Below are 19,302 nucleotides of genomic sequence, written 5' to 3'. Positions count from 1 at the left end.
GGCCGCCCCCCCTTGGGCCCCCGGGCCCCGGGGCTCAAACCCCCGCCCCCGCCGGGCCACGGCCGGGTGGTGGTTCGCCCGCCGGGGGGGGGTTTTTCCGGGGGGGGGGGGCCCCCCCGGGGGGCCGACCACCTGACGTACTACCGACCGCCTGACGTGCTACCGACCAGCGGGCCGTGCCCTGGCTGTGTCGGCTGTTTCAGCCCTGGGGCCTGCGTCCGATCTGGGGGTCTGCATCAGCCCTTGAGGCCGTCCACCCAGTCCTGGTTGTCCGCGAGCCAGGCCTCGACGCCGGCGGCCGGGTCACCCTCGTGCTCGTTGACGACCTGGTCCTCCAGGCTGCCGTACTGCTCGTCGTCCAGCTTTGCCTTGCCGATCATCTCGGCGACCTCGGGGAACTCCTCGCTGAACCCGGCGGTGGCCAGCTCGTGCAGGCCCTCCGCCTCGCCGAGGGCGCCCTTCGGGTCCTCGAGGTCGCGCACGGGGAACGTGTTGTTCGCCCAGAACGGCCGCCACAGCGTGACGACGATGTCCTCCTCGGCCTGGACGGCCTCGTCGAGCGCGTTCAGCATGGCCGGGGTGGAGGACGTCTGCAGCGTCCAGCCGTCCTCGTCCAGGCCGTACTCCGGGATGACCTGCTCCTGCGTGGCCTTGGTCAGGCCTGCGCCCGCCTCGATGCCGACGATCTTGCCGTCGTAGTCGGCGCTCTTGCCGATGAGGTCCTCGATGGACTGGAGCTCGGAGTACTCGGGGACGGCCATGGTCAGCTTGGCGCCGTCGTAGTAGGTGCCGAGGTCCTCCAGGTCGTCGCCGTACTCGTCCATGTAGGCGGCGTGGGTCACCTCGGGCCACGCGGACGGGAAGATGTCGATGTCACCTTCCGCGAGCCCGGTGTACAGCGGCGCGGCGTCGTTGATCTCGGTGATCTCGACCGTGTACCCGTCCTCCTCGAGGATGTTCTTCCACAGGTAGGCGGTGCTGAGGCCGTCGGTCCACGAGGGGATGATGCCCAGCGTGATGGTCTTGTCGCCGTCGCCGCCGCTCTCGTCACCCGAGGCGCATGCCGTGAGGCTCAGGCCCAGGCCGAGAGCCAGTGCGGCCGCTCCGATCCGCTTGCCGGTCGTGCCGATCATCGGTGTCCTTCCGTTTCGTATATCTGGGGTTCGTTATGTATGGAGGTAGGTCTGGGAAAAGGGTCAGGAGGCGCTGGCCGCGGTCGCCGGGGTCCGGGTGAACCGCTCGCGCAGCTCGCGCAGGCGGCCGTGACCAGGACGGCGGGAGCCGATCGACGCCGTCAGGCGGTCCAGGAAGATCGCCAGGATCACCACGGAGATGCCGGCGTCGAAACCGCGGGCGAGGTTGAGGGTCGAGATCGCGCCCACCACCTCGTTGCCGAGGCCGCCGCCGCCGACCAGACCCGCGATCACGGCCATCGACAGGGCCAGCATGATGACCTGGTTGACGCCGGCCATCACCGTCGGCAGCGCCAGGGGCAGCTGGATGTCCTTGAGGATCTGTCGCGGACCGGCGCCGAAGGCCTGCCCGGCCTCGACGACCTCGCCGTCGACCTGGCGGATGCCGAGCTCGGTGAGCCGGACGGCCGGGGGCAGCGCGAAGATCACCGTGGCGACGAGGGCGCCGGCCACGCCGATGCTGAACAGCTTGAGCACCGGCAGCAGCCAGACCATGCCGGGCATGGTCTGCATGAAGTCCATCACGGGCTTGACGATGCGGCTGACCACGGGCGAGCGGGCCGCGAGAATGCCCAGGGGGATGCCGAGGATGAGGGCCACCACGGTCGCGACCACCACGAGGGCGAGGGTCTCGACGGCGGGCTCCCACATGTCCATCCCGATGATCAGGACGAGGCCCACCAGGGTCCCGACCCCGAGCTTCCAGTTGCGCAGGAGCCAGCCGAGCAGCGCGAGGATGATCGCCAGGACCAGCGGGTCCAGGGCCAGGAGCGGGTCGGCGATCCCGTTGATGGCGCCGGTGATGAGGTCACCGATCACGTCGAACAGGGCGTCGAACGTCTGCTTGAACCAGGTGAAGCCGGTCTCGAGCCAGGTGCCGATCGGGATCGGCGGCACGATCGTCACGGGGGCGGCGCTCTCAGGCACGGGCGGCCTCCTTGGTCTCGTCGTCGGCCGTCACGGGAGCGTCCGCGACGTCGGTCTCTGCGTGCGCGGCGAGCGCCGAGAGCAGGGTGATGCGCGGGACGACGCCGATGAGCCGCCCGGCGTCGTCGACCACGGCGATGGCCGGGGTCTCCGCGGCCGGGCCGAAGAGGTCGGCGAGCGAGGTGTCGGGGGAGACGCTGGCGAGGCCCGGGACCGGGTGCAGCAGACCGGTGAGGTCCTTCTGCTCCAGGTGCCGGCCGACCTCGTCCTCGGTCACGTAACCCTTGAGGGTGCGGTCGCGTCCGGTGACGAACATGGCCGGGATCTGGTGCTCGCGCATCAGCTTGTGCGCGGCGCGCGGCCCCTGCTCGGCCCCGAGGACGGCGGCCGGCTTCTCCATGACGGACGCCGCCGTCAGGACGCGGGTCCGGTCGACGTCGGCGACGAACTGCGCCACGTAGTCGTTCGCCGGGTCGGTGAGGATCTCCTCGGCGGTGCCGACCTGGACGATCCGCCCGTTGCGCATCATGGCGATCCGGTCGCCGATGCGCATGGCCTCGTTGAGGTCGTGGGTGATGAACAGGATCGTCTTGCCGAGCTTCTGCTGGAGCTCGATCAGCTGGTCCTGCATGTCCCGGCGGATCAGCGGGTCGAGCGCGCTGAACGCCTCGTCCATCAGCAGGATGTCGGTGTCGGCGGCGAGCGCCCGGGCCAGGCCGACGCGCTGCTGCATGCCGCCCGAGAGCTCGCTGGGCAGGTGCTCGTCCCAGCCGCTCAGGCCGCACAGCTCCAGCGCCTCGTGCGCACGCGCGCGACGCTCCTCCTTGCCGACGCCCTGGGTCTCCAGGCCGTAGGCGGCGTTGTCGATGACCGAGCGGTGCGGGAACAGCGCGAAGTGCTGGAACACCATGCTGATCCGCTGGCGCCGCAGGCGGCGCAGGTCCTTGCCGGTGGCGGCGGTGATGTTCTCGCCGTAGAGCTCCACGTGCCCGGAGGTCGGGGCGTGGAGCCCGTTGATCATGCGGATCAGCGTCGACTTGCCGGACCCGGACAGGCCCATGACGACGAAGATCTCGCCTTCTTCCACGGTGAACGACGCGTCGATCACCGCGGGTGTCAGACCTGCGGCCTTCAGCTCGTCGGTGGCGGCGCCGGCCTCGAGGCGCTTGACGCCCTCGCGACCCTTGCGGCCGAACACCTTGTACAGGTGATGTGCCTCGATAGCTGGCACAGAGCCCCCTCGTCTTGGCAGTTGTCTTGGTTTCATCTGGGCAGCACTGGTTGCGAAAAGTCTCAAAAGGTACGTCGGTGCGACGTGAACCGCCGTTCACCAGACCATGTCAAGTCACGCACATGCAAATTAGGTAAGCGTTCGTTACCGGATCGTTCAGTGTTCGTTACGGCCCGGCGGGCGTCGTCCGGCACGGGCTGTTAGGGCAAGATGTCTCCGTGACCAACGACGCGAATCCGCAGGCAGCGGACGACAACGAGCAGACCGCCGCCGCCCGGGCGGAGTCCCGCGACAGTGCGGAGCGTGAGCCTGCCGGGGCCGGGCCGGAGGAGTTCGACCCTGCGACCTTCGACCCGGCGACGTTCGACCCTGCGACCTTCGACCCCGAGTCGGTGCCGGTGGAGGACGCCGAGCTCGCCGCCGAGGTGCTCGACTTCTGGGGGGCTACCCGCCAGTACGCCGGGATGGCCAAGGCGAGCATCGTCGTCGGGCACACCGTGAGCGAGACCGTTCCGCCGCCCGCCTGGTCGTTCGGCGACGAGCCGGAGCTGGCGGAGACGCTCCTCGCGGCGGTCCTCGCGGGCGACAAGACGGCGACGTCGTCGGCCCTGTGGGACTACGACGACGAGGGTGCGCCGCTCCCCGTCGTCGGCGAGCTGTCGATCCTGCTGGACGGCGAGCGGCACCCGCGCGCGCTGATCCGCACCACGAGCGTCGTGACCACGACGTTCGACGAGGTCGACGACGACTTCGCGGCCGCCGAGGGCGAGGATGACCGCACGCTGGAGTCGTGGCGCGCGGGGCACGAGGCGTACTTCCGCCGCACCCTGGGCGAGGGCCGCGAGTTCTCGGCGGACATGCCGGTCGTGTGCGAGCGGTTCGAGCTCCTCTACCCGAAGCGCTGACCTGACGGGCCCGCTCGGGGCGCTGCGGTGTTGAACGTAGGGTTCGTCGGCGCAAGGAGGCTCTTGTGCCGACGAAGCCTACGTTCGACCAACGGTGCGCGGGGGAGGGGCCCGGGAGTGTCAGTGGGTCCGTCTAGCGTGGGGGCATCGGTCTCGACGAGAGGTGAAGGCGATGGCGCTGCGCTGGTACTCGAACGTGGTGGAGTCCACGGACCACCGGAAGCTGGCCCGCTGGTGGGCTGAGGCCCTGGGCTGGGAGGTCGTCTTCGACCTGGACTCCGAGGTGGTCGTGGTGCCGCCGTGGGCGCTCGAGCTCTCCGGCCGGCTGGACTTCCACCAGGTGCCGCCGGGCATGGTGTTCGTCCCGGTCGACCACGAGAAGTCCGGCAAGAACCGGCTGCACTGGGACTTCGCGCCGCACACGAGCGACGACCGGGACGCCGAGATCGCGCGGCTGGTCGACCTGGGGGCCACGGTGATCGACGTGGGCCAGCCGGCAGAGGCGACCTGGACCGTGCTGGCCGACCCGGACGGCAACGAGTTCTGCGTGCTGTCCGCCCGGGACCAGTAGCCCGGGGCGGTCCGGAACCAGCAGCCCGGAACCAGCAGAACCAGTCCGGACCAGCAGTGTCGCGCCCGCCGATGAGTTCCGGTCGCCGGGGCGGTCGGCCAGGGTATGAAGACCAAGAATCTCGCGACCCTCTATGACCTGCCGACCCTGGACTGGGCGCCCGTGGCGGCCGGCCTGGACCGGCTCACGCAGGCTCCGGGCACCGGTGGCCCGGACCGGCACTCGCACTGGCTCACCACGGTGAACGCGGACGGGAGCCCGCACGTCACCGGGATCGGCGCCATCTGGTTCGACGGCGCCTACTGGGTGGTGTCCGGCCGCTCGGCGCTCAAGGCCCGGAACCTGGAGCGCGACCCGCGGTGCGCCGTCGCGGTGGCGACGGCCGACTACGACACGGTCGTGGACGGCACGGCGCGCCTGGTCACGGACAGGGAGGAGGTGGCCGAGGTGTCCCGGCGGCTCAACGAGGGCGGCTGACCGTGCGAGCCGGACGCGTCCGGCGCGGCGCTCACCGCCCCGTACAGCGCGCCGTCCGCGGGGCCGGCACCGTGGCACGTCTACCGCGTGACGCCCACCCGGGCGACGGCGCTCCACGTGCGGGGGGAGGGTGGTGCGACGTCCTTCGAGTTCGACTGAACCGAGCCGGCTGCTCGCCTGCCGACCGGCCCCGGGTTCCGTCCATACCGTGAGACCCGCGTCTCAGCGGGGTGACGGCACGCGTAGGCTCCGGACATGGCACAGGTGGCTACTACAGACGGCATCAATCTCGCGGTGGTCGCGGGTGACGGCATCGGTACCGAGGTCGTGGAGCAGGGTCTCTCCGTCCTCGAGGCGGCGCTGGCGCCGTCGGGTACCAAGCTCTCCACCACCGAGTTCGACCTCGGTGCGCGGCGCTGGCACGCGACCGGCGAGACCCTCACCGACGAGGACCTCGCGCGGATCAAGACCCAGGACGCGATCCTGCTCGGCGCGATCGGTGACCCGTCGGTCCCGAGCGGCGTGCTGGAGCGCGGGCTGCTGCTCAAGCTGCGCTTCGCGCTGGACCACTACGTGAACCTGCGCCCGACCAAGCTCTACGAGGGCGTCTCCAGCCCGCTCGCCGAGCCGGGCGAGATCGACTTCGTGGTCGTCCGTGAGGGCACCGAGGGCCCGTACGTGGGCAACGGCGGCGCGCTGCGCGTCGGCACCCCCGCCGAGATCGCCACCGAGGTCAGCGTCAACACCGCGTTCGGCGTCGAGCGCGTGGTCCGGGACGCCTTCGCGCGTGCCGCGGCCCGTCCCCGGAAGCACCTCACGCTGGTGCACAAGCACAACGTGCTGGTGCACGCCGGCCACCTGTGGCGCCGGACGGTCGAGGCGGTCAACGCGGAGTTCCCCGACGTCACCACCGACTACGCGCACGTCGATGCCGCGACCATCTACCTGACGACGAACCCGAGCCGGTTCGACGTCATCGTCACGGACAACCTCTTCGGCGACATCCTCACCGACCAGGCCGCCGCGATCTCGGGCGGCATCGGGCTGGCGGCGTCGGCCAACATCAACCCGGACCGCACCGCTCCGTCGATGTTCGAGCCGGTGCACGGCTCCGCGCCCGACATCGCCGGCCAGGGCAAGGCCGACCCCACCGCGACGATCCTCTCCGTCGCCCTGCTGCTCGACCACCTGGGTTTCGCGGCCGAGTCCGCGCGCGTCCAGGACGCCGTCGCCGCCGACCTCGCGGCGCGCGGCGACGTAGTACGCACGACCGACCAGGTAGGCCGCGACATCACGGCCCGCGTGATCGGGTAGCACGCTTCACGAAGGCGGCGCCCGGGTCTCGCAGACCGATCCCCGGGCGCCGCTCTCGTATGTCGGGAGCCGTCCGGGCAGACGTCCGGCTCGGATCGCTCCGCCGCCTTGCCGGGCGTGGAAGACTGACAGCAGTATTCCGGTGAAAGGCATCGACATGACAACTACGACGGACCCCATCCTCCCGACCAGGCTCGAAGACCTGGTGGCGCTCTTCGACGTGCGGCCCACCGACGCGCCGACGTCGGACGAGGACCGCGTCGAGGCGCTGCGCGCCCCGAAGTTCGGGACCAAGTTCTCCGACCACATGGCGCGCATCTCCTGGAGCAGCGCCGACGGGTGGAAGGACCGGCGGATCGAGAAGTACGGTCCGCTGCTGCTCGACCCGGCTACCGCCGTCCTGCACTACGCGCAGGAGATCTTCGAGGGCCTCAAGGCCTACAAGCACGCCGACGGCTCGGTCTGGACGTTCCGCCCGGACCAGAACGCCGCGCGCTTCGCCCGGTCGGCGCACCGCCTCGCGCTGCCGCCGCTGAGCGTGGACGACTTCATCGGCTCGCTGGCCGCGCTGGTCCGTACCGACATCGACTGGGTGCCGGACGGCGAGGACTCCTCCCTCTACCTGCGGCCCTTCATGTACGCGTCCGAGGTGTTCCTCGGCGTGCGCCCGTCGCTCGAGGCCGAGTACCTGGTGATCGCCTCGCCCGTGGGGCCGTACTTCGCGGGCGGCGTGCGGCCCGTGTCGATCTACGTGTCCCAGGAGTACCACCGGGCAGGCCCGCCCGGAGGCACCGGCGACGCGAAGTTCGGCGGCAACTACGCCGCGAGCCTCCTGCCGCAGCTCGAGGCCCAGAAGGAGGGCTTCGACCAGGTGTGCTTCCTGGACGCCGCCACCAACACCTACCTCGAAGAGCTCGGCGGCATGAACGTCTTCGTCGTGATGGAGGACGGCACGCTGCACACCCCCGAGCTCGGCTCCATCCTGGAGGGCATCACGCGCGGCTCCGTGCTGCAGCTCGCCGCCGACCGCGGCTACGACGTGGTGGAGCGGCGCATCCCGCTCGCCGAGGTCGTCGCGGGCCTCAAGTCCGGCGCCGTCAAGGAGTTCTTCGCGTGCGGCACCGCCGCCGTCGTGACGCCGGTGGGCCGGCTCGCCGGCTCGACGTTCGACCACGAGGTCAACGGGGGCGAGCCCGGCGAGCTCACGATGGCCATCCGCCAGGAGCTCACCGACATCCAGTACGGCCGCGCCGAGGACCGGCACGGCTGGATGCGCCGTCTGGCCTGAGCACTGCCGGCGCGGTCGGTCAGCCCCAGAGGCGGCCGATCGCGTCGCGGGCGACGAGGAACCCGACGATGCCGACGACCCACGCCGTCGTGCTCGCCGCGTTCCGCGTCAGCCAGCCGTCGAGGCGGCCGAGCGGCCGCTCCACCAGCCGCGACGCGAACACCCGCGCGGCGGTCAGCACCAGGGCCGGCAGGATCATGACCAGGCAGTACCCCAGGATCCAGAGGCCGGACGTCGGCCACCCCGGACCCTGCGTGCCGATCAGGCCCAGCGCGGCGAGGTAGGGCAGCATCGACGCCACCTCGACCAGGCCTGCCCCGACAGCCAGCCCGGCCAGCGCCGGCCAGCTGCCGGACTCGCTCCCGAGCGCGCGCTCACGCCAGCGGCTCAGCCTGCCCGGGCGCGCGGCCGGGAGGGCTGTCGCGCCGGGCGCGGCGTCCGCGGCGCCGGCCGCCGGTGTGGCGGTGCCGGTCGGCGTCGCGCCTGCCGCTGCTCCGCCCGCCTGCGCCGCGGCCACCGCGTCGGCGGCCTTCTGCTCCTTGGACGGCTCGAGCTTGAAGCTCCACGCGAACAGGCCGATACCGACCAGGAGCTGCGCGACCAGGAACGGGCGCGAGCTCGACAGGGAGGACAGCGTGTCGCCCAGCGCGCCCGCCCCCAGGAGGATCGCCAGCCCGACCAGGGCGTAGAAGCCCGCGATCGAGCCGAGGTAGACGATCATCCGGCCCACGCGCACCCGGCCGGGCGACATGAGCAGCCACACGGGGATGAGCAGGGTGCCGAAGCTCGTCGAGTCGATGAGCGCGAGCACGGCCAGCGCACCGATCAGCGCGGCACCTGTGAGCTCGTCGGAGATGAGGTCCATGCCGTCCACCCTGATGCCCACCGCGCACGAGCACATCCGCCGAACCGCCGAGGCCCGTACATCCTTCGGATGACCCGTCGCGCGCCGCGCCGTGCTGAGATGGACGCATGTCCCGCCTGTCCGAGCTGATCGCGCCCGTCGTCAAGGTCGTCACGGCCGAGGACCGGCGCGGCGACATGATCACGGCGGCAGGAATCCTGGTCACGGCCCTCGCGCTCGACGCGCTCGGCCTCATCCGGACGTCCTGGAGCGGCCTGCCCGACGCCCCGTCCTGGTGGTTCGCGATCCCGGCCGCCATCGGCTGCACCGCGCTGATCTGGCGCCGGGTCCACCCGTTTGCCGTGCTCGGCGTCGCCACCGTCGCCTTCGTGCTCGACGTCGTGCTCGGCGGCAGCGTCGGCCTCATCGTCGTGCTCTGGGAGGCGATCTACGCCGTCCACCTGCACGGCACCCGGACCGCGCGGCGGGTCAGCATCGTCGGGGTCGCGATCCTGACCACCGCGCTGATGATCACCATCGCTGTCGTCACGGGCGGGCTCCGGCCGACGGTCCTCGTCGGGCTCCAGGCCCTGACCCTGCTGGTCACGCCCATGTGGTGGGGCACCAACGTGCGGCAGGGCCGCGAGCTCACCGCCGCCGCCCGCGAACGGGAACGGCTCGAGCGCGAACGCGCCGCCGCGCTGCTCCGCCTCGCCGAGGCCTCGCGGCACGACGCCGTCCGCGCCGAGCGCGCCACCGTCGCCCGCGACCTGCACGACGTCGTCGCCTCGCACCTCTCCGCCATCGCCATCACCTCCGGCGGGGCGCTCGCGGGCGCCGCCGAGCCGGACCGGGACCGGGCCGCGCTGCGGAGCATCCGCGCGGAGAGCCTGGCCTCGCTGCAGGACATGCAGGCGATGATCCGCGTGCTGCGGGCCGACGGCGTGAAGCCGGAGGACGTGGCGCCGTCGCGCGCTGCCCAGCTCACCCCGGTGATCGAGCAGGCGCGGCTCGCCGGCCTGGAGCTGACCGTCTCCGACCCTGACGGCGTCCTGACGGGCGCGACGCCCCTGCCCGCCGCGGTGGACCACGCGGTCTACCGGGTGGTCCGGGAGGCGCTGACGAACGTCCACCGGCACGGCGGTGCGCGGGCCGACCTGACCTTCGCCGCCGGCGGGCAGCTCGGGATCGAGGTGCGTGACGTGGGGACGGGCCACGTGCCGGGGTCTCACGCGCCGGGATCTGACGCGCTGGGATCTGACGCGCCGGGGTCTCACGTGGCCGGGGACGTCGGCGAGGGGACCGGGATCGGCCTCGTGTCGATGCGGGAGCGCGTCGAGTCCCTCGGTGGCTCGTTCTGGGCGGGTCCGGGTGACGCCGGCTCCGACCAACCGTGGTCGCCCCACGCCGCGGCAGGGTCGGGGTGGCTGGTCCGCGCGGTCCTGCCCCTTCCTGACCGGGTCCGCGCGTGATCCGCGTCCTGCTCGCCGACGACCACGCGGCGATCCGGGCGGGCCTGCGCATGCTGCTCGCGACGGCCGGCGACATCGAGGTGATCGGCGAGGCCGGCGACGGCGCCGTCGCGGTCACGAACGCCCGCGCGTTGCGTCCTGACGTGGTGCTGATGGACGTGCGCATGCCCGGGACCGACGGCGTCACCGCGACCCGGCAGATCGTCGACGAGGGGCTGGCGGAGGTCCTGGTGCTGACGACCTTCGACCTGGACGAGTACGTGTTCGGCGCTCTCCGGGCCGGCGCCGCCGGCTTCCTGCTGAAGACCGCCGAGGCGTCCGCGCTGGTGGACGCGGTCCGGCACGTCGCAGCCGGGGACGGCGTCGTGGCGCCGGAGGTCACCAGGCGGATCATCGCGGAGCTCTCCGCGCCCCGCGCCCGTCCCGGTCACCGGAACGGGGTCGTCGGCTCGAACGGTGTAGGCCCGAACGGTCCCGGCTCGAACGGTGCCGGCCGGGGAGCCAGGGGCTGGGGGAACGGGGACGGGAGCGGTGCGACGAGCCTCCCCGCCGACCTGACCCCGCGGGAGCGCGACGTGCTCGCGGGCCTCGGCTCGGGCCTGTCGAACGCCGAGCTCGCCGCCGCGCTGACCATCAGCGAGGCCACCGCCAAGACCCACGTGTCGCGGGTACTCGCCAAGCTCGGCGTGACCTCCCGCGTCCAGGCGGCGATCGCCGCCCGGGACGCAGGCCTGGCCTGACCGTGCCCGCGCTGACCCGCCCCGGGAGCCGGGCCGGGTCAGCGAAGGATCAGGTGCGCCGCACCACCGTGCGGCTCAGGGTGCCGGTGAGCAGGGAGTACACGGCCGAGCCGATGATGATCCAGACCACGGCCGCGAGGATCGCCGGCACCAGGTCGGCCCGCCCGGCGAACGGCACGGCGGCGAGGATCACCGTGGCGAGGGCGACCACCCAGCCGAAGAACGACCGGGGGCGTGGTGTGCTCAGCACCAGCAGGTAGAGCACGATCGCGGCCAGCAGGGCGAACAGCGCGCCCGCCACCACCCAGGCCATGGTGTCGGAGCCGGTGCCGAGCAGGTCGGCCTGCGGCTGGACGTCGAGGCCCAGCACCTCCTCGAGGATGAAGCTCGCGGCCAGGCCGATGAGCGCGGCCACCAGCATGGTCGCCAGGGCACCGGCCCAGTAGCGGCCGACCTCCAGGGCGAGCCGGGGGTTCTCGGTGCCGGACGTGACAGCCTGGGCCCGCGCGTCGGCGGGCGGCTGGCCCACGGGCTGCGTGGGCACACCGGGCGTCTGGGCCGGCGGCGGGTACGCCGGCGGCGGCTGCTCACCATAGTCGGCGTCATAGGGGCGGTTCGGGTCGCTCATCGCGTTACCTCCCGGTTTGTGTAGCCCTATGTCCACTAGACCACGGATCGGACGACGTCGCACGGCGCACGTGTCAGACCCACAGGTCACCAGAGGCACCCGTGGGTCTGACACGTCGGAGGTGGAGTCAGCGCAGCCCCTGCAGGTCCAGCACCAGGCCCTTCACGGCCGACGCCGGCACCTGGCCCGCGTCGTTCTCGACCCAGTCGGCGACCGACGTCGGCACCTGGCCGTCCGAGCACAGGACGAGCGGGGTGTCCTCGGACGAGTCCGGCAGGCGGCCGTGCGTGCCGCGCACGTACGAGGCGTCGAGCGGAGTGGTGCCCATCGCGTACCGCAGGCCCAGCTTCTTGCGCACGAGGTTCAGGCCGGCCTTCGCCTTGGCGAGCGGGTCGGCCGGGTTGAAGAACAGCTCGGCGGGGTCGTAGCCCGGCTTGCGGTGGATGTCGACGCCGCGCGCGTACTCGGGCGCACGGTCGTCGTCGAGCCAGAAGTAGTACGTGAACCAGGCGCCCGGCTCCGCCACGACCACCAGCTCACCGGCGCGCTCGTGGTCCAGTCCGTACTTGGCCTGCGCCTCACGGTCCAGCACCTCGTCGACGCCGGGCACCTCGCGCAGCAGGCTCGCGACCCGTGCCAGGTCAGCGGCGTCGTCCACGTAGACGTGCGCCACCTGGTGGTCCGCGACGGCGAACGCGCGCGACGTCCACGGATCGAGCTGCTCGCGCCCGTCCTGCACGTAGACCTCCAGCAGACCCTCCCGGCGCAGGATCCGGTTGATGTCCACCGGCCGGTTCGCCGGCCCGATGCCGTACTCCGAGACGGCGACGACGGTCACGCCCGCGGCCTCGGCGTCGTCGAGCAGGGGCGCGAGAGCGGCGTCCAGCTCGGCCGCCGCCCGGTCGGCCTGGGGCGACTGCGGACCGAACCGCTGCAGGTCGTAGTCCAGGTGCGGCAGGTAGGCCGTGGTGAGGTTCGACGTCCGGGTGCGCAGCAGGTGTCGCGTCACGTCCACGATCCACCGGGTCGAGGCGATCGACGCCGTCGGACCCCAGTACTGGAACAGCGGGAAGTCGCCGAACCGGCCCATCAGCTCGTCGTGCAGCTCGGGCGGCCGCACGTACCCGTCCGGCGACTTGCGGCCGTCGGCGTGGTAGATCGGGCGCGGGGTGATCGTGACGTCGGTGGACATGCCCATCGCGTACCACCAGCACACGTTGTCGGCCTGGTAGCCCGGGGCCTGCTTGCGGGCGGCCTCCCACACGTTCTCGCCGCCGACCAGCCGGTTGTGCTGCCGCCACAGGTAGACGTCGCCCAGCTCGCGGAAGTACCAGCCGTTGCCCACGACGCCGTGCTCCGCCGGCATCAGGCCGGTGAGCATCGTCGACTGCACGCTGCAGGTCACCGCGGGCAGCACCGTGGCCAGCTCGGAGTGCCAGCCGGACTCGGCCAGCCGCCGCAGCCGCGGCATGTGCGCCAGGGCGCGGGCGGTCAGCCCGACGACGTCGAGCAGCAGGACGGGCTTCATGCCTTGACTCCTTCGGGGGCGACGCTGACTCCCTCGGTCAGCAGGTGCTCTGAGGCCCAGCGCAGCTCGGCCGCGATCCCCGCGACGAGCTCGTCCGCGCCGTCGGGCCGCTGCGTGGGCAGGGCGTCAGGCGGCAGGACCGACCAGGTGTACGTCTCGACGTCGAGGTGGGCGTCGGCCCCGTGCGGCGCCTCCCGCACCGCGGCGACGGCGTCGCGCAGCACGTCGGTGGTCGCGGCCAGCGGAGCCGCGGGCTCGTGGTGCAGCGGCACGTGGAAGTGCACCCGCCACGGCCCGTCGCCAGGCAGCCCGGGCCGCCGCTCCTCGTTGCCGAGCGCCACCGGCAGGTCGTCCGAGGCCAGCACGTCGCCCGCCGCCGTCAGCTCGCGCACCTGGTGCAGGTACCGCTGCTCGACGAACCGGCCGACGGCGTCCCGCGCGCCGGTGGCGGACGGGTCCGCGACCTCCAGCGCCGCGGACGCCTGCACCTTGACCACACGCAGGCCCGCGTCCGTGATCCGCCGGACGGCGCCCGCCGGATCCGCGAACGACACCGCCAGGTGGCACGTGTCCAGGCAGACGCCCACGTGCTCGGGGTCGATGCGCCGATCCGCCGGGAACTCGGCGCCGGTCCTCGGGGCCAGCCACGCCACGACGTCCTCCACGGTGTCGAGCACGCAGCCCGGCTCCGGCTCGACGGCGACCCGCACCGTGCGGCCGGTGCGCCGCGCCAGCTCGCGCAGCTCGGCGGACAGCGTGGCGAAGGCGCGCGTGGCCTCGTCGTCGTCGGCGCGGGTCCAGGGCGCGCGCCACGCGAGCGGCAGGGTCGAGATCGAGCCGGCGACGCCCTCGGGCAGCAGGTCGGCCAGCACCCGGGCACACGCGAGCACGTACTCCAGCCGCGCCCGCTCGGCCCAGGTGGGGGAGTACACCGCGAGCTTGACGACCTCGCGGTGGAACCCGCCGTACGGGAACGCGTTCAGCGTGTGCACCTGGAGCCGGTGCTCGGCGAGCGCCCCGCGCAGGCGCTCGCGGTCCGCGGCGGACGTGTCCAGGCGGTGCGCCAGCTCCGCGGGCAGCCAGAGCCCGACACCGAGGGTGTCCAGGCCGGCGGCCTCGCGCACGGGCCCGGCGTACCGGGCGAGCTGGTCGATCACCCCGTCGAGGTCCTCGGCGGGGTGCACGTTGGTGCAGTAGGAGAGAAGCATCTGGGAATCCCTTCTCAGGCCCGCTCAGGCCCGCGCGCCGCGCAGCACGGACGATCCCTCGAACTCGACGCCCGGCGTCGGCGGTTCGCCCGCGCTGAACCCGGGCACCGGGTCGAGCACGAGGTTGCCCGACTGCTCGTAGAACGCGACGGGGTTGCGCCACAGCACCTGGTCGACGTCGTCGTCGGAGAAGCCGGCCGCGAGCATCTCCTGGCCGGTGCGGACGGTCTTCAGCGGGTCCGAGCGGCCCCAGTCCGCCGCCGAGTTCACGATCATCCGGTCGGTCCCGTACTCCTGCAGCAGGGCGACCATGCGGTGCTCGTCCATCTTGGTGTCGGGGTAGATCGAGAACCCGGCCCACGCCCCGGCGTCGCGCACCAGGGCGACGTTGGTCTCGTTGAGGTGGTCCACCAGCACCCGTTCCGGCGCGATCCCGGACTCGCGCACGACGTCGAGGGTGCGGCGCGTGCCGGCGAGCTTGTCGCGGTGCGGGGTGTGCACCAGCACGGGCAGCTCGGCGTCCTTGGCCATCTCGAGCTGGGCCGCGAACACCTCGTCCTCCTCGGGCGTCATCGAGTCGTAGCCCACCTCGCCCACGGCCACGACGCCGTCCTTCAGCAGGTAGCGCGGCACCTCGGCGAGCACCTCGCGGCAGCGCGGGTCGTTCGCCTCCTTGGGGTTGAGCGCGATCGTCGCGTGGTGCCGGACGCCGAACTGCGCCGCCCGGAACCGTTCCCAGCCCAGCAGGGAGTCGAAGTAGTCGGTGAACGAGCCGACGCTGGTACGGGGCTGCCCCAGCCAGAAGGCGGGTTCGACGACGGCGCGCACGCCCGCGGCGTACAGCGCCTCGTAGTCGTCGGTGGTGCGGCTCGTCATGTGGATGTGCGAGTCGAGGATGCGCAACGTCACTCCTTCGTGGTGCTGAGCCGGGTGTCCGTGGTCGCCGTGACCGTCGGCCGGGTGTCTGCCGGCTGGGCGTTCGTGGGTCGGGCGGCCGTGAGGCGGTCGAGGTCGTCCGGGACGGGCCGGCCCGCCGCCCGGCGTTCCGCGGCGAAGTCACGGGCCATGCGGGCCAGCTCCTCGTCGGCCCGGCGCTCCAGGTCGCTCGCGGCGGCGAGGCTCGTGCCCTGGAACACGAGCTTGAGGATCGCGTGCCGCCACGTGTGCTGGTCCAGGTACCGCGCCCCGAACGGGCCGACGGCGGCCGCGACCAGGCCGGGGTCGTTCGCCCGCAGCGCGTCGGCGGCCAGCTCCAGGCCGGCGGCCACGACGGGGGTGGGCTCGCCGCCCGGGCCCAGGTCGCCCAGGGTCGTGAGCGCGTCCAGCCCCCGCAGCACGCCGCGCCGCTCGGCGCCGTCGCCCTGCCGGTACAGGAGCACCAGTCGGTCCGCGAAGTCCTTTTCGGCGTCCGCGCCCACGGCTGTGCCGACGCCCATGCCGACGCCCACAGTGTCGGCGAGCGAGACGAGGAGCGCGGCACGCGCGGCGTCGTCCACCGTCCCGTGCACAACGCCGCCCGGGTCGGTCTCCGGGTGCAGCGGCGCGCGCCCCACCCGGCGGGCCGCGAACGCGAACGCGCGGGTCACGCTGTCGGGGTCCCGCGCGACCTCGGCGCGCGCCTCGTCCAGCCAGGCAGCACCGGGGGAGTCGCCCACGACGCTGTTCGGACCGGCGGTGGTGTCGACGTTCATGACAGGGCCTCCTTGCTGCTGTGGGCGTCTGCGCTGATCGTGTCGGTACTGGTCGCCTGAGGACTGGCCGTGTCTGTGCCGGTCGTGTCTGTGCCCGCCGGGTCTGGGCGCACCCCGCTGACCTGAGCCCACGCCCGCATCAGGGCGGCGCGGCTGTCCCGGGCGAGCCGGGGCGCGTCGTGGGAATGCCGGGGCAGCTCGACGGCGGCCACCCCCGAGTAGCCGATGTCGGCGAGCGTCGCGAGCACCAGCGGCAGGTCGATGTCGCCCTCGCCGAACGGCCGGTGCTCGTGGTGCGTGGCGGGCATGTCGTCGAGCTGCACGTTGCTCAGGTACGGCGCGGCGGCGCGCAGCGCCCCCTCGACGCCGCCGGGCTCCACCACGAGGCAGTGCCCCACGTCGACGGTGATGCCCAGCTCGGGCGGCGCGTCCAGGTCGCCCAGGAGCCGCAGCGCGTCGTCGACCGTCTCGACGAGCATGCCCGGCTCGGGTTCGAGCGACAGCCGTACGCCGCGCTCCCCGGCGACCTCGACGAGCTCACCGACGCGCTCGCGGAGCCGGGCCCAGCCGTCGGCGGCGCTCGCGTCGTCGGGCAGGATGCCGGAGAAGAACGAGACGCACCGGGCGTCGAGGTCCGCCGCGATCTCGACCGCGCGCTCCAGGTACCGCATGCGCAGTGTGGCGTCCCGGTCCACGAGCGTGGGCCGGTGCTTGTGCAGCGGGTCGAGGAGGTACCTGGTGCCGGTCTCCACGACCGCGGCGGCCCCGGTACCACCGCGCATCCGGCCCAGATGGGCGCGCAGGGCGGTGACGTCGTCGCCGGCGAGGGGCGCGAACGGGTCCAGGTGCGGGAATCCGAGCGTGACCGCGACGGCGTCGTACCCGACGTCGTCGAGCACGTCCAGGGCGACGCGGAGCGGGTGGTCCCCGAAGCCGTTCGTGCCGTACCCGAGCAGGAACGGGGGCCTCACGTGATGCTCACCCCGGCCCGTCCGCGACGGCGGCCCAGCAGGCGCAGCCCGTGGCCGGCCGCCGCGACGCCGGCCAGGAGCGCCGTGGTGCCGAGACTCCCGGCGCGCGCCGCCCACGCGGCCTGCAGCGGGACCATCGCCTGGATCCCGGCCCGGGTCGCGGTCCGCGCGTTGGCGGCCGTGGGCCGGGCCGCGGCCCGGACCTGCCCCGGCAGCGTGGCCGCGGCATAGGCGCCCGCGGCCGCGACGGCGGTCCAGCGAGCGGTGGTCCAGGGCTTGCCGGCCGCCGCGGGCACACCAGTGCCGGCTACAGGGGCGGCGGGAGCACCGAGAGCGACGCCCGCGCCCGGGCGGGCGGCCGCCACGGCGATCGCGCCCGCGACCGTTCCGGCGGCTACCCCGCCCGCGACCTGCGGCGTGGTGCCGTGCACCTCGCCGCGCGAGAGCACGGTGACCCCGAGCGTGTGCGCCGTCAGGCCGGCGGCGGCCGGGAGAGCCGACCGCAGGCGGCCGGGCGTGGCACCCAGCAGCACGTCGAGACCGCGGCAGGCGGCCATGACGACGGGTCCGGCCGCCCGGTCCTTGGCGACCAGGTCGTACGTCCAGACGCAAGCGGCCAGCGGTACGGCGACGGCGAGCGCACGCCGTCCGCCCGCGAGACCTGCCGCCGCGATACCGCCCGCCGTGAGCGTCGTACCGATCGCCAGCGCCGTCCGCGGCGTGACGCGGCCCGAGGGTATCGGTCGCTCCGGCCGTTCGACGGCATCGACGTGCCGGTCGGCGTAGTCGTTCAGCGCCATGCCGCCCAGGTAGAGGCAGGCGGAGGCGACGGGCAGCAGGGCGTGCCGGGCGCGGAGCGGCGTCGGTACCCCGGACGAGGCGCGCGCGCCGGCCCGGCCGGCCGCGAGCCCGGCCAGGGTGTCGCCCACGACGCTGAGCGCGGCGGGGGCGCGGACGAGCTCGGCGACGTCGGCGAGGCCGGGAAGCCCGGCCGTCTGGCGCGTGCCCCTCTGCCGTGCGTCCGTCTGCCGTGCGTCCGTCTGCCGTGCGTTTGTCTGCCGAGCGTTCGTCTGCCGAGCGTTCGTCGGCCGGGGGCTCATCGGCCGACCTGTGCCGCGGTGCCGCGCACCCACTCCTCGACGGCCCGGGCCTGGTCGGCGGCGTCGTGCACGTCGGAGCCCCAGGGATCCTTGAAGAAGAAGCCCAGCTCGGGCACCGGACCGCTGATCCCGGCGGCGTGCGCGAGCGCGAGCAGGCGAGCCAGGTCGAGCACGAGCGGCGCGGCGAGCATCGAGTCGTGGGCGCTCCACGTGGTCTGCAGCGTGAGCCGCGACCCGAGGAAGCCCTCGACGTGCACATGGTCCCAGGCCACCTTGGTGTCGCCCAGGTCGGGCACGTTGTCGATGTGCAGGGGAGTGGTGTCGCTGCCGGTCAGCGCTGTCAGGCCCCGGTTCTTGCTGGCCAGCTTGCTGCGCACGGCGTCCGGGTCGGCCAGGGTGGCGCCGTCGCCCCCGCCCAGCAGGTTGGTGCCGGCCCACGAGAGCACCTTGAGGCCGCGGGCGGCGAACGCGGGCGCCAGCACGGTGCGCAGCCAGGTCTGCCCGGTCTTGCCGTCCTGCCCGGCCACCGGGATGCCGCGCTCGCCGGCGAGCCGGGTCAGGGCGGGCAGGCCCATGCCCGCCGACGGCGTGAACGCGGCGTACGCGGCTCCGGCAAGGATCGCCGCGTACGCCGAGACGGAGGACGCCGGCAGCACGGCGCGGGCCGGGTCGGCCAGGGCTGCGAGCAGCGCGTCGACGTCGTCGTGCTCGGGAGACGGGACCACGGGCGGCTCGGTCGAGGACAGGTCGATGACGACGACGCGTGCGAGGTCGTGCCGCTCCTGGAACGACGTGATGTCGGCGGCGAGCCGCTCGGCGACAGCCTGCTGGGACTCGGTCCGCGGGCCGTCTGTGTGCGGGTCGTAGCCCGGACGCACCTCGGCGTCCGCCCGCTCGAGGGCGTCGTGGGTGGCGGCGAACAGGCGCGGTCCGATCATGCCGGTCTCGACCAGGCACTCCGCGCGCTTGGTCATGGTGACCGAGGAGATGTCGTGCCCGCCCACCACGAGGTCGGCGAACGCCGGGAGGCCTGCCGAGGCGAACGGCTCCCGCGCGGTGACGCAGCCCGTCGGTGGTGCCTGACCGTCGGCGATGGCCGCGAGTCCTACGGTGGCGGTGCTCGCCACCGATCCGCGGGCCCCGACGAACCAGATACCGGTTCGTGCGGCTGCTTTGTGGCGTGCAGAGGCGTGGTGCATCATCGCTCCCCATTC

19 protein-coding genes are annotated in these 19,302 nt (G+C 73.2%); 7 read left to right on the top strand and 12 right to left on the bottom strand.

The annotated features are described in order from the left end of the window. Nucleotides 1-236: 236 nt before the first annotated feature. From ACH47X_RS07480 to ACH47X_RS07470, 3 genes are all read right to left on the bottom strand, one after another. The gene (locus ACH47X_RS07480) at nucleotides 237-1,133 is read right to left on the bottom strand and encodes a glycine betaine ABC transporter substrate-binding protein (RefSeq protein ID WP_397402878.1); all 897 of its coding nucleotides are present in this window, start codon (nucleotides 1,131-1,133) and stop codon (nucleotides 237-239) included. A 63-nt stretch (nucleotides 1,134-1,196) separates the two neighbouring features. After that, nucleotides 1,197-2,120 carry an ABC transporter permease gene (locus ACH47X_RS07475; protein ID WP_051433513.1) on the bottom strand — a complete coding sequence of 308 codons (924 nt, stop codon included), beginning with the start codon at nucleotides 2,118-2,120 and terminating at the stop codon, nucleotides 1,197-1,199. Next, on the bottom strand, nucleotides 2,113-3,351 hold the full coding sequence (locus ACH47X_RS07470; RefSeq protein WP_397402876.1) for a glycine betaine/L-proline ABC transporter ATP-binding protein: 1,239 nt from the start codon (nucleotides 3,349-3,351) through the stop codon (nucleotides 2,113-2,115). Before ACH47X_RS07470 ends, ACH47X_RS07475 begins: the two co-directional genes overlap by 8 nt. Nucleotides 3,352-3,569: 218 nt before the next feature. Here ACH47X_RS07470 and ACH47X_RS07465 point away from each other — a divergent pair, with 218 nt between their 5' ends. From ACH47X_RS07465 to ACH47X_RS07445, 5 genes are all read left to right on the top strand, one after another. Continuing rightward, entirely contained in the window at nucleotides 3,570-4,256 is a 687-nt protein-coding gene (locus ACH47X_RS07465; RefSeq protein ID WP_397402874.1) for an ASCH domain-containing protein, read from the top strand. Between the two features lie 172 nt (nucleotides 4,257-4,428). After that, nucleotides 4,429-4,827 carry a VOC family protein gene (locus ACH47X_RS07460; protein ID WP_036971572.1) on the top strand — a complete coding sequence of 133 codons (399 nt, stop codon included), beginning with the start codon at nucleotides 4,429-4,431 and terminating at the stop codon, nucleotides 4,825-4,827. A 105-nt stretch (nucleotides 4,828-4,932) separates the two neighbouring features. Continuing rightward, on the top strand, nucleotides 4,933-5,304 hold the full coding sequence (locus ACH47X_RS07455; protein ID WP_397402872.1) for a pyridoxamine 5'-phosphate oxidase family protein: 372 nt from the start codon (nucleotides 4,933-4,935) through the stop codon (nucleotides 5,302-5,304). Nucleotides 5,305-5,559: 255 nt separating this feature from the next. Next, the gene (locus tag ACH47X_RS07450) at nucleotides 5,560-6,618 is read left to right on the top strand and encodes a 3-isopropylmalate dehydrogenase (protein ID WP_397402870.1); all 1,059 of its coding nucleotides are present in this window, start codon (nucleotides 5,560-5,562) and stop codon (nucleotides 6,616-6,618) included. A 157-nt stretch (nucleotides 6,619-6,775) separates the two neighbouring features. Beyond that, nucleotides 6,776-7,906, top strand: coding sequence for a branched-chain amino acid aminotransferase (locus ACH47X_RS07445; RefSeq protein ID WP_397402868.1), 1,131 nt, complete (start codon nucleotides 6,776-6,778; stop codon nucleotides 7,904-7,906). A gap of 19 nt (nucleotides 7,907-7,925) precedes the next feature. On the opposite strand, the gene ACH47X_RS07440 is transcribed toward ACH47X_RS07445, so the two are convergent. Next, entirely contained in the window at nucleotides 7,926-8,771 is an 846-nt protein-coding gene (locus tag ACH47X_RS07440) for a GAP family protein (protein WP_397402866.1), read from the bottom strand. A 107-nt stretch (nucleotides 8,772-8,878) separates the two neighbouring features. Between ACH47X_RS07440 and ACH47X_RS07435 the strand changes: the two genes are divergently transcribed. Together ACH47X_RS07435 and ACH47X_RS07430 are read left to right on the top strand one after the other, a co-directional pair. Next, nucleotides 8,879-10,222, top strand: coding sequence for a sensor histidine kinase (locus ACH47X_RS07435; RefSeq protein ID WP_397402864.1), 1,344 nt, complete (start codon nucleotides 8,879-8,881; stop codon nucleotides 10,220-10,222). Further along, complete coding sequence (locus tag ACH47X_RS07430) at nucleotides 10,219-10,962, top strand: response regulator (protein ID WP_397402862.1); 744 nt, start codon at nucleotides 10,219-10,221, stop codon at nucleotides 10,960-10,962. The genes ACH47X_RS07435 and ACH47X_RS07430 overlap by 4 nt, the downstream gene beginning before the upstream one ends. Before the next feature lie 49 nt (nucleotides 10,963-11,011). Here the strand turns inward: ACH47X_RS07430 and ACH47X_RS07425 are convergent, their stop codons facing one another. The 8 genes from ACH47X_RS07425 to ACH47X_RS07390 form a co-directional block, all read right to left on the bottom strand. Further along, a complete protein-coding gene (locus ACH47X_RS07425; protein ID WP_397402860.1) occupies nucleotides 11,012-11,590 on the bottom strand; it encodes a DUF6069 family protein in 579 nt (192 codons plus the stop codon). A 127-nt stretch (nucleotides 11,591-11,717) separates the two neighbouring features. Next, nucleotides 11,718-13,118 carry an alkaline phosphatase family protein gene (locus ACH47X_RS07420; RefSeq protein WP_397402858.1) on the bottom strand — a complete coding sequence of 467 codons (1,401 nt, stop codon included), beginning with the start codon at nucleotides 13,116-13,118 and terminating at the stop codon, nucleotides 11,718-11,720. Next, a complete protein-coding gene (eboE, locus tag ACH47X_RS07415; protein WP_397402856.1) occupies nucleotides 13,115-14,326 on the bottom strand; it encodes a metabolite traffic protein EboE in 1,212 nt (403 codons plus the stop codon). Before eboE ends, ACH47X_RS07420 begins: the two co-directional genes overlap by 4 nt. Nucleotides 14,327-14,350: 24 nt before the next feature. After that, entirely contained in the window at nucleotides 14,351-15,229 is an 879-nt protein-coding gene (locus ACH47X_RS07410) for a TatD family hydrolase (protein ID WP_449582150.1), read from the bottom strand. 2 nt (nucleotides 15,230-15,231) lie between these two features. Further along, entirely contained in the window at nucleotides 15,232-16,017 is a 786-nt protein-coding gene (locus tag ACH47X_RS07405; protein ID WP_397402852.1) for an EboA domain-containing protein, read from the bottom strand. Next, the gene (locus tag ACH47X_RS07400; protein ID WP_397402850.1) at nucleotides 16,014-16,988 is read right to left on the bottom strand and encodes a sugar phosphate isomerase/epimerase family protein; all 975 of its coding nucleotides are present in this window, start codon (nucleotides 16,986-16,988) and stop codon (nucleotides 16,014-16,016) included. The genes ACH47X_RS07405 and ACH47X_RS07400 overlap by 4 nt, the downstream gene beginning before the upstream one ends. Continuing rightward, the gene (locus tag ACH47X_RS07395; protein WP_397402848.1) at nucleotides 16,985-18,088 is read right to left on the bottom strand and encodes an SCO3242 family prenyltransferase; all 1,104 of its coding nucleotides are present in this window, start codon (nucleotides 18,086-18,088) and stop codon (nucleotides 16,985-16,987) included. The genes ACH47X_RS07400 and ACH47X_RS07395 overlap by 4 nt, the downstream gene beginning before the upstream one ends. Further along, nucleotides 18,085-19,287, bottom strand: a complete 1,203-nt coding sequence (locus ACH47X_RS07390) for an inositol-3-phosphate synthase (protein ID WP_397402846.1) — start codon at nucleotides 19,285-19,287, stop codon at nucleotides 18,085-18,087. The genes ACH47X_RS07395 and ACH47X_RS07390 overlap by 4 nt, the downstream gene beginning before the upstream one ends. Between the last annotated feature and the right edge of the window lie 15 nt (nucleotides 19,288-19,302).

Origin of the sequence: Promicromonospora kroppenstedtii, from assembly GCF_044389675.1 — a bacterium.
Lineage (GTDB): Bacteria > Actinomycetota > Actinomycetes > Actinomycetales > Cellulomonadaceae > Promicromonospora > Promicromonospora kroppenstedtii.
The sequence above is the reverse complement of the archived record's forward strand: the minus strand, read 5'-3'. Positions and strand labels throughout refer to the sequence as shown.

Coding starts and splice junctions, on each gene's coding strand:
- ACH47X_RS07390 (WP_397402846.1), bottom strand. CDS start 19,287: ATGCACCACGCCTCTGCACGCCACAAAGCAGCCGCACGAACCGGTATC.
- ACH47X_RS07480 (WP_397402878.1), bottom strand. CDS start 1,133: ATGATCGGCACGACCGGCAAGCGGATCGGAGCGGCCGCACTGGCTCTC.
- ACH47X_RS07395 (WP_397402848.1), bottom strand. CDS start 18,088: ATGAGCCCCCGGCCGACGAACGCTCGGCAGACGAACGCTCGGCAGACA.
- ACH47X_RS07450 (WP_397402870.1), top strand. CDS start 5,560: ATGGCACAGGTGGCTACTACAGACGGCATCAATCTCGCGGTGGTCGCG.
- eboE (WP_397402856.1), bottom strand. CDS start 14,326: ATGCTTCTCTCCTACTGCACCAACGTGCACCCCGCCGAGGACCTCGAC.
- ACH47X_RS07445 (WP_397402868.1), top strand. CDS start 6,776: ATGACAACTACGACGGACCCCATCCTCCCGACCAGGCTCGAAGACCTG.
- ACH47X_RS07425 (WP_397402860.1), bottom strand. CDS start 11,590: ATGAGCGACCCGAACCGCCCCTATGACGCCGACTATGGTGAGCAGCCG.
- ACH47X_RS07420 (WP_397402858.1), bottom strand. CDS start 13,118: ATGAAGCCCGTCCTGCTGCTCGACGTCGTCGGGCTGACCGCCCGCGCC.
- ACH47X_RS07440 (WP_397402866.1), bottom strand. CDS start 8,771: ATGGACCTCATCTCCGACGAGCTCACAGGTGCCGCGCTGATCGGTGCG.
- ACH47X_RS07460 (WP_036971572.1), top strand. CDS start 4,429: ATGGCGCTGCGCTGGTACTCGAACGTGGTGGAGTCCACGGACCACCGG.
- ACH47X_RS07455 (WP_397402872.1), top strand. CDS start 4,933: ATGAAGACCAAGAATCTCGCGACCCTCTATGACCTGCCGACCCTGGAC.
- ACH47X_RS07405 (WP_397402852.1), bottom strand. CDS start 16,017: ATGAACGTCGACACCACCGCCGGTCCGAACAGCGTCGTGGGCGACTCC.
- ACH47X_RS07435 (WP_397402864.1), top strand. CDS start 8,879: ATGTCCCGCCTGTCCGAGCTGATCGCGCCCGTCGTCAAGGTCGTCACG.